This is a genomic window from Algoriphagus aurantiacus (genome assembly GCF_035156405.1).
In the GTDB taxonomy this organism is placed as follows: domain Bacteria; phylum Bacteroidota; class Bacteroidia; order Cytophagales; family Cyclobacteriaceae; genus Algoriphagus; species Algoriphagus aurantiacus.
The window spans coordinates 1-14,057 of record NZ_JAXRUT010000021.1 but is presented as its reverse complement, the minus strand read 5'-3'; the positions used below and the strand labels follow the sequence as shown (position 1 = coordinate 14,057).

General features: G+C 42.7%; 14 protein-coding genes and 1 CRISPR repeat array (1 of these 15 running past the window's edge). Of the genes, 6 read left to right on the top strand and 8 right to left on the bottom strand.

Translation table 11 applies throughout. The annotated features are described in order from the left end of the window. Positions 1-860: a CRISPR direct-repeat array (repeat unit 46 nt; unit sequence GCTGTGATTCTACTAGTAAAGTACTGATTTGAAAGCAATTCACAAC); it reaches 1,387 nt to the left of the window's first position. A gap of 84 nt (positions 861-944) precedes the next feature. The 5 genes from SYJ56_RS18605 to SYJ56_RS18585 are packed head-to-tail and all read right to left on the bottom strand — an operon-like array spanning position 945 to position 3,452. Next, positions 945-1,178, bottom strand: a complete 234-nt coding sequence (locus SYJ56_RS18605; RefSeq protein WP_323836753.1) for a hypothetical protein — start codon at positions 1,176-1,178, stop codon at positions 945-947. Positions 1,179-1,181: 3 nt separating this feature from the next. Continuing rightward, complete coding sequence (locus tag SYJ56_RS18600; RefSeq protein WP_323836751.1) at positions 1,182-2,261, bottom strand: Fic family protein; 1,080 nt, start codon at positions 2,259-2,261, stop codon at positions 1,182-1,184. A 26-nt stretch (positions 2,262-2,287) separates the two neighbouring features. Next, entirely contained in the window at positions 2,288-2,656 is a 369-nt protein-coding gene (locus SYJ56_RS18595) for a helix-turn-helix domain-containing protein (protein ID WP_323836749.1), read from the bottom strand. Between the two features lie 15 nt (positions 2,657-2,671). Further along, positions 2,672-3,061 (bottom strand): helix-turn-helix domain-containing protein, encoded by a 390-nt coding sequence (locus SYJ56_RS18590; protein WP_323836747.1) that lies wholly within the window; start codon positions 3,059-3,061, stop codon positions 2,672-2,674. 10 nt (positions 3,062-3,071) lie between these two features. Continuing rightward, positions 3,072-3,452, bottom strand: coding sequence for a helix-turn-helix transcriptional regulator (locus SYJ56_RS18585; RefSeq protein ID WP_323836745.1), 381 nt, complete (start codon positions 3,450-3,452; stop codon positions 3,072-3,074). 785 nt (positions 3,453-4,237) lie between these two features. Here SYJ56_RS18585 and SYJ56_RS18580 point away from each other — a divergent pair. From SYJ56_RS18580 to SYJ56_RS18570, 3 genes are all read left to right on the top strand, one after another. Continuing rightward, the gene (locus SYJ56_RS18580) at positions 4,238-5,878 is read left to right on the top strand and encodes a TlpA family protein disulfide reductase (RefSeq protein ID WP_323836743.1); all 1,641 of its coding nucleotides are present in this window, start codon (positions 4,238-4,240) and stop codon (positions 5,876-5,878) included. Between the two features lie 4 nt (positions 5,879-5,882). Continuing rightward, positions 5,883-9,068 carry a SusC/RagA family TonB-linked outer membrane protein gene (locus tag SYJ56_RS18575; RefSeq protein ID WP_323836741.1) on the top strand — a complete coding sequence of 1,062 codons (3,186 nt, stop codon included), beginning with the start codon at positions 5,883-5,885 and terminating at the stop codon, positions 9,066-9,068. A gap of 120 nt (positions 9,069-9,188) precedes the next feature. Then, positions 9,189-10,505 (top strand): RagB/SusD family nutrient uptake outer membrane protein, encoded by a 1,317-nt coding sequence (locus SYJ56_RS18570; RefSeq protein ID WP_323836739.1) that lies wholly within the window; start codon positions 9,189-9,191, stop codon positions 10,503-10,505. 44 nt (positions 10,506-10,549) lie between these two features. Here the strand turns inward: SYJ56_RS18570 and SYJ56_RS18565 are convergent, their stop codons facing one another. The 3 genes from SYJ56_RS18565 to SYJ56_RS18555 all read right to left on the bottom strand — a co-directional run bounded on the left by SYJ56_RS18565 (position 10,550) and on the right by SYJ56_RS18555 (position 12,154). Continuing rightward, on the bottom strand, positions 10,550-10,825 hold the full coding sequence (locus SYJ56_RS18565) for a DUF6520 family protein (protein WP_323836737.1): 276 nt from the start codon (positions 10,823-10,825) through the stop codon (positions 10,550-10,552). Between the two features lie 552 nt (positions 10,826-11,377). Further along, on the bottom strand, positions 11,378-11,530 hold the full coding sequence (locus tag SYJ56_RS18560; RefSeq protein ID WP_323836735.1) for a hypothetical protein: 153 nt from the start codon (positions 11,528-11,530) through the stop codon (positions 11,378-11,380). 150 nt (positions 11,531-11,680) lie between these two features. Then, a complete protein-coding gene (locus tag SYJ56_RS18555; protein ID WP_323836733.1) occupies positions 11,681-12,154 on the bottom strand; it encodes a MauE/DoxX family redox-associated membrane protein in 474 nt (157 codons plus the stop codon). A gap of 290 nt (positions 12,155-12,444) precedes the next feature. Between SYJ56_RS18555 and SYJ56_RS18550 the strand changes: the two genes are divergently transcribed. From SYJ56_RS18550 to SYJ56_RS18540, 3 genes are all read left to right on the top strand, one after another. Then, complete coding sequence (locus SYJ56_RS18550) at positions 12,445-13,035, top strand: Crp/Fnr family transcriptional regulator (protein ID WP_323836731.1); 591 nt, start codon at positions 12,445-12,447, stop codon at positions 13,033-13,035. Between the two features lie 173 nt (positions 13,036-13,208). Then, on the top strand, positions 13,209-13,448 hold the full coding sequence (locus SYJ56_RS18545) for a hypothetical protein (protein WP_323836729.1): 240 nt from the start codon (positions 13,209-13,211) through the stop codon (positions 13,446-13,448). Between the two features lie 99 nt (positions 13,449-13,547). Further along, positions 13,548-14,057, top strand: a 510-nt coding sequence (locus SYJ56_RS18540) for an RteC domain-containing protein (protein WP_323836727.1), incomplete at its 3' end; no start/stop codon positions are given.

Genomic DNA, 14,057 nt, shown 5'->3' with positions numbered 1-14,057 from the left:
TACTGATTTGAAAGCAATTCACAACTAACCACTGGTTGTAACCAAGTTAAAAACCGCTGTGATTCTACTAGTAAAGTACTGATTTGAAAGCAATTCACAACTTCCAGATAGCGAAGTCCCTTTTAATACTGCTGTGATTCTACTAGTAAAGTACTGATTTGAAAGCAATTCACAACTGAGTAGTTTAACAATCTTTGAAATCATTGGCTGTGATTCTACTAGTAAAGTACTGATTTGAAAGCAATTCACAACAGTGACCGCCAATCTACTTTCTCTGCTTTAGCTGTGATTCTACTAGTAAAGTACTGATTTGAAAGCAATTCACAACTCTCTCGCTGGTGACTGTACACGCCATCGAGCTGTGATTCTACTAGTAAAGTACTGATTTGAAAGCAATTCACAACGATGAACTGTTTTCAATTTTTGACCGAAGGGCTGTGATTCTACTAGTAAAGTACTGATTTGAAAGCAATTCACAACTCTCACCTTGTCCTTTTATGTTCAAGGTCAGCTGTGATTCTACTAGTAAAGTACTGATTTGAAAGCAATTCACAACGTTCACAGATTGATCATGAATATGATACGAGCTGTGATTCTACTAGTAAAGTACTGATTTGAAAGCAATTCACAACTGAGATTGCTTCGTCGTACCTCTTCGCAATGCTGTGATTCTACTAGTAAAGTACTGATTTGAAAGCAATTCACAACTAACGGGAGGTGATGAAGGCAAAATAACTTGCTGTGATTCTACTAGTAAAGTACTGATTTGAAAGCAATTCACAACTGTAAGCTTCTGCACCCTCCACATCATAGAGCTGTGATTCTACTAGTAAAGTACTGATTTGAAAGCAATTCACAACCATTATCTTCATGCAGACGGTACTATTGAGGCTGTGATTCCTATATGCTGCAATCCCTAGTTTGATCTTCTATAGAGTAGTTGCCTAAAGATTCTGCGCTAGCGCTGCTGTATGCTGAAGCTTCACTTCCTTACACAGCTGTTTTATTTCCTCTTTAGTGAGAACCGAGCCATACGTCTTTTGCAGAACACTCTTATGGCTATTGTCCAGTTTGAAATTAATTGAATTATTTAGCCCTAATTCGATAGAATATCGGGATGTAAAATTAAATTCCTCATCACCTTCCTTTTTTAACCCAGAAAATAAATATGCAAGCATGAATTAAGAAGTGTCTTCAGAAATGATTTGGCGAATAGTCTCAATTTGATTTTCATGATTATCTTCATCATCTGAAGATCCAAGCCACTTTTCATGTCTAAAGTAAAAATCATCGAATGCACTACAGGTAGCAATAAATTCCTCCCATAGAGGTACGACTGAATTGTCATAGAACTCCAAGATCATTGATTTTGACCGAACAAATGGTTTTTTGCTATTAGATTCACTAATCATCTTTGCCTTCAACAATGCAATCTCCTTATCCAAATCATCCTCTTCTTCTATACTTTCTCCTTTTGCTCCTGAGATCATGATGTCTAGGGAGCAGATCAGGTTGGAAGCAATGTATTCGAAAAAGGGTTCGATTATTCCTGCATCGGCTTGGCGCAAAGTGGCAAAATAATTTAGCTTGTCTTCGGTTTTGATGATCAATGGTGGGTAGCCAAAATGAATCAAGATGAAATTCATTAGAATACGTGCAAGCCTGCCATTCCCATCATCAAAGGGATGGATACGGATAAATCTATAATGGAATGCCGCCGCAAGAAGGATAGGAGTGACATTAGGTTGTGTGCTTTCATCACGGTACCATTCTATAAGGTCATGCATTTGGGAGGGTGTCTCTTCAGGCGATGCAAACCTGAATACCTCTCCTGTTTTAGTCAATACATGATTCGGAACTGATTTATACTGGCCTACTTGAATCCAGCGTTTGGTACGCTGTCCATCGGGAGTGATGGCATCCACTTCATAGGGTTCTTTGAGCAGTAGGGTGTGGAGTTCACGGATAAAACTTTCCGTCAAAGGATAGTCCCCTTTGACCACATCCATAACCCACTTGATGGCCTTATCATGGCCTGTAATTTCGAAATGATCCTTTAGGGGTTTGCCCTGAGCAGTAATTCCGAAAAGAATCAAGGCCTTAGTTTCTCCAAAGGTCAGCGAATTTCCTTCCAGATTATTGGAGTGATAGTTCCAGTCCAGTCGGAATTTCTGCATGATAAGCTCTTCCCGCTCCTTAGGAATAGGGCGCAGTTGATCCAGTTCATCTTTTAACGCTGTTGCATTGGTAAGGGAATTCATTTTTATATATCTATACTTATTCTTTTTTAGTTATTCTTTACTTTGATAGAGGACTTCAGAACTTCCAGTTTTTCTTGGCTTCCCTTTAGCTGACTTTCTAAATTTTTGACTTGGTCAGAAGCTCCTTGATACATATTTATAACTCCATGGTTACCTTCATAATTGTTAAAGGTGTTATTGTATGTGGCTTTGTCCTGATAATTGAGAATGAATTCGGGTGTGACTCCAAAAATATCTGATAATTCCTTAAGTCTTGTCAATGTGATATCAGCAATATTGTTTTCAATATTACTGTAGGCTTTTGTGGAAATACCCAATGCTTTAGCAACATCTTCTTGTCTTAATCCCGCTTTGTCTTCTCTGATCTTTTTTAAATTTTCTCCTACATTAAGCATTTTTCTATAGTTTAGTTAGAAATAGATGTCGTTTTCCTTTAATAGGGCTTCAAGCAACGAAATCCTTTTTCTTTCACTTGTAATGAGTTCTTTTTGCAAATCACATATAATTTTTAATGTTGATTCACTGCTTGATTGATCAATCTTTATTGTTCCCCAGTTCCCCTCGTTGTTGTGAATAGTATTATAGAAATCCTTCTTTCTCTGTTTATAAGTCAATATATCCAAAGCACTACATTCTAAAATTTCAGCTATTTGTTCTAATCTTCTTAGAGTAATATCAGCGATGTTATTCTCAATATTAGCATAGGCACGGGTAGTGATATTTAATTTTTCCGCTACATAGCTACGCTTGTAGTTTTTTTCAAACTCTCTAATTTCTCGTATGTTGTCACCTATTCTCAAAATTTACAAATTAGACATCAAATTGAATATTGTTTTCAAGTAATAGCTTCTCTAGCTTGGGGATTCTTTTAAACTGTTCAAAGTAAAGCTCTTTGTAAGCTCTTCTTATTTCTTCCTGATCAATGCCTTGAACATTAATGATTTTACCTTGGTTTCCATTATTGTTGTTAAAGTAATTTCTTATCCCCTTAGGAGCTTCATCAAGAAGAATCAGGTCAATTATATTCATAGAGAAACTATTTGCAATAGCATCTAGCACACTAAAGAGGAAGTCTCCGCCATTTTCTATCTCAATATATTTTTCTTCACTGATTCCAATTTCTTCGGAAACAGCTTTTGTTGATATTCCTTTTTGAATCCTTAATCCTTTGATATTGCTTCCAATATTCATTCTCCTTTTGTTTTATTGTTATAATTCAAATATAGTAAACTTCCAGTAAAGTAAGTTTAACTTCCTGTATAGGAATTCATTTATTTTTCTTGCCATTTGATAAGTCTTTAATTTGAGACATGACCAATTGCTGGATTCCAACATCAGAAGTGTTTCAAATTTACATGTTTCGGTGGATTCATGATAGAATGCAGTTGGTTGATTGTATACTTTCCGGAATGAAATCGAACCTTATCGGCTTCTCTACTTTTGACACTCTATTTAGAAGAAAGCCCAAAAACCCAATCTAAGGGACTGATTTTTATCGCCGATTAAGGGCAGGTGCACATCCCTGAGCAGATCGGTTACTACACACTCACGTCAGCAAGCTATGGATAGCTGGTAGAGCTGACATCATTTATTTCTTAGTATTCATTATTGCTGGACTATCGGTAGACGGTAGGGTGCCTGCCTGCCGTAGGTAGGTATCTGGTATCAAGTAGCAAGAGGGTAGAAGCTAGAAGCAAGAGATTGGAGATTGGAGAAGAGAGATTGGGGTTCATAATCTCATGGAAGATAGTGCTAAGCACGTTGAGATTGCTTCGTTCCCGACGAATCGGGACAGGCTCTTCGTCCTCCCGCCTCGGCGGACAGGCGCAATGACGGTGCTCTCATCGGTCACCCGACACCCGACATCGGACTTCCACCATAGCGTAAAGGAGCTACTGCGCTTCGACTTTCCGCCGCGGCGGATGACAATCATCGGTCACCCGACACCGGACACCCAGCATCAAAACATCAAAAGCATGAAAAAACAAATACTCACATGCTTCCTGATACAGCTATGTCTTGTCGGAAGCACACTAAAAGCACAAAGTAAAGTTGCGGAGTCACCTCCAGGCACTGATTTGGTTTATCAGCCTGGTTTCCCAGGGCAGGAGGACGGGAGTCCTTCTGCTCGCTTGGGAGAGGGAACGCTTTACTTTGAGCTTTCCAAAAGTCAGGATCTGGATTCCCTCACACTGAGGTTTTGGGATCACCTGATCAGCGAAAGAATGAACGTGACCCCGGGAACCAAGAAAATGGTTCCGGGTGCCGAGGGGAATATGTTTGAAGGAAGTATGAAGTTTCAGGTCTTCACTTCGCCCTTTCCCAAAACAGATACCCATGGGTATTTTTCTGTCAATTCCGGTAGGGATAAGCTGATCAGGCAGTGGATCTATTTCCCGGAAGACAGGGTAAGGATTCGGGCAGACCTTGCAGCAGGAGTGCTCCTCTTTGGAGGTCCCGATGCTGCTTTTTATCGGCTTCAATATGAGGTGGACAGGGCGTTCAAAGAAGATCAGTTCAATGCCAATCCCATTCTGTTTTCATCAAACAGGGAGTTTTACCGTTCGGATTCCCTGTCTGAAACACTATGGCAGCAATCCCGAACCAGACGGGAAGACCTCTACGTGCAGATGCAACTGATCAGCAATGCCGAGGAGGGATGGGATGAATTGGAAAAGTATATTTCCTCCAACTGGCTGGAACATCCGGCTACTGGGATTCTGGATCGGTACAGCACGCTGCTTTCTGCCGAACGCTTAAATCTGGTAGAAGCTGCTATCAAGGGACAGTTTCTTTTTACGGCCATCAATAAAGCGGATCTGGCATGGCCTGCCATTCAACAGGATTCCGAAAAAATGGCAAAACTCAAGGAATGGGTGGATGGCTTTTATTTACAGGATCAGGAATATTCCCATCCGCTACTGGCACAGGCGGTCTTCCAGTTTTCTCTGATGGAAGCCCAGGCTACCCAAACGCCCATTGAGCAGGTTTACCGAGAGTTACCCAATCCTCTGAGGGAGGAAGTAATTGCCTTTTACGTCCTGGATAATTTTAACAGAATGGAAAACAGGTTGCCGGGAATCATTTCAAAAAACCTTCCCTTGCTGCAATCCGAATGGATAAAATCCAGATTTGAAAACCTATTGGCGAATGTCAGGGATCCATTTTCTGCCGGGGGCATTTATTTACCCGATGGAAGCCAGCTAGATCCTGCTATCATCCAGGGAAAGACCGTATTGATCCATTTCTGGATTTCCGGTTGTAAGTTTTGCCTGGAAGAACATCAACGGGTTATGGCTGATCTCAGCGAACGATACCAAGGATCTGAAGATGTCCTGATCATGACAGTGAACGGGGATGCCAATAAGGAAAATTGGAAAAGGAGCCTGGCCACAGGAAAATATGCCTCGGAAAGTTCCCTGAATACCTGGGTGCCCCTGAATACCGGAATCTTACAGTCCTATTCAGTTTATTCTTACCCTCAAAAAATGATCATTTCCAAGGACGGTGCCATCCAGCTACAGTCCATTGTGCGGATGGAATTGCAGGATCTGATCAACCGTCTGGAACATGCTTCGGAGTATACAACAGACGTCCTTTCATCAACTAATCAGTAAATTTATGAAACGATATATAATCTATTTATTGCTGATGTTCAGCATTTGCCAATCGGGATTTTCCCAGACTACCGAACTGAAAGGCAGGGTATCTGATGATGCCGACATTCCCTTGCCAGGCGCCTTTGTCAAGCTTGCAGATTCGACCTATTCTGCCATCTGTAATGAGTCAGGTGAATTCTCCTTACAGGCTCCGGCAGGTACCTACACATTGCTGGTTTCCTACATCGGAATGGAATCCCAGGAAATTGAAATCACCCTGCCCATGGAAGAACGCTTGGATGTCCAACTGATCCCTCAATCACTGGATCTTGCATCTGTGGAAGTAGTTTCCACCGGTTATCAGCAGATCCCTAAGGAAAGGGCCACAGGTTCCTTTGCATTTTTGGACGAAGAGCTGGTGCAAAGAAAAGTAGGAGCCAATGTGTTGGAAAGATTGGGGGATGTGACTTCCGGTTTGATTTTCAACCAAGGTCCACAGGCTGCCAATGACCCCATTTCCATCCGTGGGCGGAGTACCATTTTCTCCAATACCCAACCGTTGATCATCGTGGATAATCTTCCTTACGATGGACCTATGGAAAATATCAACCCCAATGATGTGGCAAGCATCACAGTACTTAAAGATGCGGCTGCAGCTTCCATCTGGGGTGCCCGTGCCGGAAACGGTGTGATTGTAATCACTACCCATCGAGGAGGTGAAAGCCAGCCTCTGCAGGTAAGCTTCAACTCCAATGTCACGATTAGCCAGGCAAGGGATTTGTTTTATATGCCCCAGATGTCCATTCCGGATTTTATAGGGATTGAAAAGCAATTGTTTGAAAAGAATTTTTACCGATCTACTGAAAACAATGCCAACAAACCCAAGCTTTCCCCCGTCGTGGAAACGCTTATTGCACTGAGAGATGGGAAGATCACCCAAGCAGGAGCAGATGCAAGGCTGAATGGCTATGCACAGTCGGATATCCGCAGGGATATGGAATCCCATTACCTCAGGCCTTCCGTCGCACAGCAATACGCACTATCGCTGAGGGGAGGAGGAAAGGTCCATAGCTATCATTTATCCCTGGGCTATGACCGGTCTGATGCCGATATAGTAGTAAATCCTTCTAACCGCTGGACCTTGGCTGGAGGAAATCAATGGAAATTATTGGAAGGAAAATTGGAAGCAGGGCTGGACCTGAATTTTGCCCGACAGCAATCCAATAGCAGAACGGCTCTTCCCAATGGCTATGCCTATGAATCCCTGACTGATGAGGCGGGTAATCCTACTGCGATCATCCAGAATTACAATACCCGCTACATCGAATCAGTAGAGGGGCTAGGCTTGTTGGATTGGAACTACGTTCCGCTGAATGAAATCGGGAAGCTGGACTACAGCACAGAAGCCTATGACTTCAGGGTATCTCCCTATCTGAAATGGAATATTACCCCTGACCTGAATCTGGGAGTCTATTATCAATATTGGTCCAATAAGGCTTCAGGGAGAACCCGAAACAGCCAGGAGCTCTTCTACACCCGTGACCTGATCAATAAATATACACAGAAAGATGAGCAAGGAAACCTGAGTTATCCGGTTCCCATAGGAGATGTGTTGGATGTCAGCGAAAACAACTCCTTTTCCCATACTTTCAGACCCCAAATGACATACGCTAAGGTATTTAGTGGAGTTAACTTTCTGAATGTCCTGGCAGGAGCAGAAATAAAGGACCGTCAGGGCTTGGGGTTTTCGGATCGCTTTTATGGCTATCGGGATGATCTGGGAAGCAGTGTGCCGGTGGATTGGATCTCGCGCTTTCCCATGTATTATAATCCTGGTTCACAGGTGAGTATTCTTTCTGCTCAGTCCCACTCGGGATTGACTGACAGGTTTATATCTTATTATGCAAATATTGGGTATGATTATGCTCACCGCTATTTCCTGTCCTTAAGTGCCAGGAAGGATCAGTCCAATATTTTCGGGGTAGAGAGCAACCAACGGGGAGTTCCTCTATGGTCTGTGGGAGGAGGATGGATTGTTTCGGAGGAGAAGTTTGCGTCTGGAGCCAACATGCCCTTCCTGAAATTACGCGCTACCTATGGCTACAGTGGTAATGTGGACAAAAGTCTTTCCTCTGAGGTGACCGCCCAATTTGTCAATTTTCAGTTTTACGATGTGCTTCCTCAGATGCGTGCAGCGGTCTTGGTCAATCCACCCAATCCTGATTTGAGATGGGAGAAGGTTCAAATGACCAATCTGGCCCTGGACTGGGAAACCCAGAATGGCTTTTTTGCAGGCAGTCTGGAGTATTATTCCAAACATGCCAGCGATTTGTTGGGGGAATATTCAGTTCCTTCCTCTTCGGGTAAGAGCAGTTTTACCGGGAATTTTGCCGAGACCCAGACCCGTGGGGTAGATCTCAGCATGCAGGTAAAGTGGTTACGGAATTCCTTTCAGTGGAGTACCAATGTATTGTACAGCCATTTGAAGGAAGAAGTGCTGGATTTTGAGAAAGAGCCTACTGTGAATAACCTCTTAGGATCTGCCTTCCTGGCAGCGCCATATCCTGTGGTGGGAAGACCATTGTATGGGATCTATACCTATGAATGGGCAGGCCTTTCTCCTGATACCGGAAATCCCAGAGGTTTTCTGGACGGAGAAGCCAGTGAGGATTACCGAAACATCAGCAGAGCAGCTACCATCGAGAACTTACAGTATCATGGTTCGGCCAGACCTACAGCTTTTGGAGCGATACGGAATGATTTTTCCTTCAAGGGATTTAGCCTTTCTGTCAATATATCCTATCGACTGGGGTATTACTATAAAAGGAGATCTATCGATTACTACACCTTGTTAAGAGGCGAGATCGGCCATGGGGATTTTGATAATCGATGGCAGCAGCCAGGTGATGAGGAATTTACGCAAATCCCTTCACTTCCAGCTTCTGCAGATAGCAGAAGAAATTCCTTCTATTCAAATTCGGGTGCATTGGTCGAAAAGGGGGATCATATCCGATTGAATGATGTCAGGTTTTCCTATTCATTTTCAAAGGTGAATATGCCTTGGTTGCCCTTCCGCACTGCCCAACTGTATACCTATGCCAATAACTTGGGAATTATATGGAAGGCATCCAATGATGCGCTGGATCCCGACTACCAACTGGCAAGGCCTTTACGATCCTTTGCGCTTGGTTTAAAACTGGACTTTTAACAATCAATACTGGGTAAAAGGAGGAAATGAATTTTCTTAATAAGGTTAGTTGAATTAAACCCAAATGCCTCCCGGTCAGAATATCTGACCACCCTTTTTCATTCCTAAAAATTAAAGAATATGAAAGCAATAAAAAATAAATTCCTGCTACTGATAGCCGCATTAGGGTTGATTTCCTGTGAGGGTTTTCTGGATGAAAAACCGGAAAAATCCATCTTGGTTCCCCAGACAGTAGAAGATGTACGGGCCTTATTGGATTATTATACCAACTTGAATGACAATGCCCTGGCCGATTTTATTATGGCAGATGATTGGGTAACCGAGGATGCAAACTGGGAAAGCCTGAGTCCATGGGAACAAAATGCCTACCTCTGGAAGCAGCAGGTGTTTGAACCTTCGGAACGCTCCACAGATTACACCAAACTCTATCGTAAAATCTTTACGGCCAATGTTTCTCTGGAAGTTTTGGAAGGTTTGGGGACAGGGACCGAGGTCAGAAACTTACGGGGAGAGGCTTTATTTATTCGTGCTTTGGCTTATTTCCAATTGGCCCAGCTGTTTTTGCCTTCTCCGATGCTTGGAGGAGAAGAGATTAAATTGCCGGTCAAGCTCAATCCGAATGTCAACGAGCCTTCCCAATGGTGGCCTGTCTCAAAAGTAGTGATGCAAGTAGAGCAGGATTTGGCAGAGGCTTTTGAGTTAGTGGGCTCAAGTTCCCAATTTAAAAACAGACCCGATAAGCAGGTGGTAAAAGCAGTTTTGGCTCGGCTCTATTTATACGAAGAACGGTGGGAAGATGCCTTGAATGCAGCTAACTATGTACTGGAGCAGGGAACCGTATCCTTACTGGATTACCATGAAATGGACAGCACGGCAGCTTATCCTTTTAGCTTGTTTAACTCAGAGGTAATGTATTATGGGATTACCAGTAGCTTTTCGGTGACAGCGAGTTCGGCCACCTACATCAATCCGGACTTGATGGGGAAGTATGAGCAAGGTGATTTGAGAAGATCGCTTTTCTTTACGGAATCAGGAGAAAAATTCCTTTTCAAAGGTTCCTACAATGGAGATTATAATCTATTCACAGGGATTAGCCTACCGGAGATGTACCTGAGTGGTGCAGAAGCGTTGGTCCGAATGGATAGAGTCCGGGAGGGCCTGGATTTGATGGCTATTTTGGCAGAGAAGAGATATCAGTCCATGGATTTTTGGGAGGGGAACCTCTCCAAAAATCCCTTGGATTTGGTTCTGGAAGAAAGACAAAAAGAGTTGGTATTTCGGGGTACTAGGTGGATGGATATGAAGCGGCTGCATGCATTAGGGGAATTGGATGATGTTCCTACCAGAGAAATTGCAGACCAGAATTATCAATTGACAGGATCAGATAAACTGTATCTGATCCTACCTAGTTATGAATTGGAACTGGAGAATAACTAAAAAAGCCCGGGCTCATGAATCCCGGGCTTTACAAGTTAAACTACTTAGTCAGCAGGAGGCAGTGTGCCTCTTTTTACAAACACCTTGTCTTCATCAGGGTTGATGGGATTTCCATTCACTGCATCATGAAGACATTCTGCATCTGTCAATTGATCACAGGTATAGGTACTGGGTCCAGGAGTTATTCCTGTGACATTGTACCATTGACCCGTAGCCTCACCGTATTGGTTCATGGCTAAATCCTTTGGACCAAACGCAAAGGCAAAAGTTGCCGCCAGCACCAAAGCGAGTGCAGGCAGCGATTTGATTAATTTATTCATCGTTATGTCCTGTTTTTTAACAGATCAAAAACAGGGAAACCGTTTGGGTATCGAGTGGAAGCTTATTCTTTCCATTCGGTACGTGGTTAAAATGCCTACTCTGATTAAGGGTTTTCGGCTTCTCCCTTCATACATCACCCAGTGTAGTTTGGAGTCTCCACTTCCAGACTCGGAGACAGGTGATGTGGTTATTGGTTAGATTCTCATTTAGCTATTTTTTTGGGGTGGGATAATGCCTTTTCCTGCCCCGTTTTTACACTGGGATTTTTATTAATATGTAATACTTTATCAAGTTTATTAGTTAAATTTGGTTCATAGAGACAGTACGCTTCTATGCTAATTAAAGCTTAACACCCTGAGAGCCTGAGGTATTTTCCTCGGGCTTTTTTGTCGGGACTAGAGGTTAACCTTTAACTCCGCTATTCGAATAGCTATTGTAGGATTTCTACTCCGACAATTGACCCTTCGGCCCTAACTTAGCGCAAGAGTCTCCTTACTGGTGCTGTGAATATTGCATTCTCCGGACTGCCTTCAAACTTCATTATTCAAACTCTACAATTCAACATTCATCATATAATTGAAGAGGGTTTTGGTTAAAATATTGTCCTTTCCCTCGCCACGGTAGGCAGGCATCCTCCTGTAGTTACTGTCATGTCCCACAGAACCTGTAGGCAGTAGGGAAACGGCCTTTGATCTTTTTTCCATGGGTTTCACCCATGGCTCCGCCACGGCCAAGTCATTCAAAGTTTTACCCCTTCAGGGTAATTCCTCAATCTTTAAATTCTCATCAATCTCTCCGTACCACCTCTTTGCTCCATAACCTGTTAACCTTTAAACTTTTAACCAATAACCTCTCTACTCTCCGTGTATCTCACATTTTCTCAGTGCCTCTCTGTGCCGCAACCCCCACACCGCTAATCCAATCAATCCCAGATTCATCCAGAAGTGCTCTGCCCATCCTAGGCTTTCCATAATCCCAGCGCAATTACAGGGAACTCTGGGAAAAGCTCCCACCCAGATCAACCCCACATAGGTGGTGAAGACAGTGAGGAGGAGGATACTTGAGAGAAATCCCCACCATCTGGTGACTGAAAAGAGAAGGAGTGAGGCGATCAGCAACTCTACAATAGGTACCGCATAAGCCAGTACTTCTGCCAATTCATCTGGAAAAGTCTGATTGTGGAAAGCATTTCTGCTTTCATCCCAGCTGATGAGTTTATCCAGACCGGAATAGACCAAAATTACAATCAGTAAAAAACTGCACAGATGGATCATTAGAGCAGTTAAGTCTATCGGTTTGTTTCTCAGTTTTTTGACATAACCTTTCATTTCTTCTAGCTTTAGTCTTCAGATACAGGATGTAATTGTATCCTAGTTAAAATTAAACCATGATTACCTCATGTGCCTCCGACGGATGTCGGAAATGAGAAATGTTGCCCATATCTCCGACATATGTCGGTTTTTTCAGCTAAATATTTAATTCTCTGACTTAATCCCTTGGTTCAAACCACTCTGATAATTAGATTAATAGTCAGGATTTGGTTCAAAAGTGATTGAATTTTAATTGCTTCACTTTTTTCCTAATCCGGATAGATTGTTTTATTTAATCGATTTTGGCCATGGAGGATAAGTACAAGAAACTGTTGATTGATGATATCGGCCGGCTTATGGCATTTCCTGAGGAAGCTTACAGGTTAGTGTTTTCCGAGCTGGAATTAAAGAGTATAAAGAGAGGTAAAATATTGAAAGCACAGGGAGATTCCGATACTGTCAGCAGGTATCTCTGCGAAGGATTTATCGGGTCTTACAGATTCAATGAAACGCAACATTTGTTATCTGTGATTTACCGGCCTACAGACACTGTTTTTGATGATCGTTCTTTCCGTACCGGGATTCCCAGTGACACCATACTCAAATGCATTTCGGATGTCGTTTTTTATGAGTTCAGTCTCGATTCAGAACGGGATGTTTTGGAAAGGTACCCCCGGTTTGTTGAATTGGCCCACAAGATCAGCTTACGCATAAATGAGCGGAATGCTATTGTATTTGAATTAAGTAAAAAAGGCCTTGAAAAAGGGTACGAAGAATTAATGATGCTTTTTCCCGGGCTGGAGCCAGCTATCACCAATGATGATCTGGGAGCATTCTTCCGGGTAAGCCGACGAACAGTGGAGCGTTTTAAGCATGATCTTAAAAATAAAAAACGATGAAACTTCCAGATTTTCCCGTCGCTGTTTATACAGATTCGCAAATGATAGATGAGGTGGTATTAGGCTGGGCAGAGACATGGTGAAACAACAGTGATAATGAAGTAGATTGGGTGATTTTATAGCGATGCTCAGTTCAAAAACTGAATTGGTTTGAATGCTACCTCTTTCCACAAATGGAGAAGAAAAGGATTGAAATCATCGGTAAATTATTCTTTTGCCTTTTCATCTTGGATGACCTGCTGGATCTTATGGATGAAGCATTTGTTGAACCCGCATTATGTATTAGCAAATCTACTACGGCTTCAAACCGCCTCAAAATCAGTCGCTATGCTTCACTTTTCGCTCCTGCCTTTGCCGGCAGGCAGGCTCACCGTCCCGTACGTACGGGGCGACTCGATCTCCAAAGTGACTGATTTCCTTGCAGTTTGAACCCTTCCCGATCCGCCGCGGCGGACGGGACAGGCTGCTACTAAGCCTAATGCATAGTCCGGGTTGAAACGCTTTTTGTGGAGATGGAGCAATCTTTAAAAATTGTTTCAAGGGAGACTTCCAACGGATTACAAAAAGCTGAGAGATGTTGCCAGGTGATCAATGAGATTTTGATTCGGTTGAAGGAATTTATGACAGGATATACATTCCCTGATACTGAAGAGGAAATTCTGTTCTTCAAAGAATACAAGCCCATGCTCTTTAAGGAATTGATTTTTTATTCAGAACTCACTTACATAGAAGCCAAAAAGCCGATTGGGCAAAAAGAACAGATCAAAAGTTTTTATCCCCATGTGATGGATCAGATACAGGAGTTTTTCGCGAGGAATCACCAACTCTACATCTATTACCAGCTGGGAAAAAGTGATCAGGATGAAACACTGTTTTTGAGGAATTCCAAGCCTGTATCTCTGATCCCGGACTATTCCTTTGATTTTGACCCGGTTTTTTCGACAATCAACAGCAGCAAGCTTGCCAAGATCATGGCGTATGAAAGCCTGACGGATCATATTCGGAAAACCATCTACAGGCTA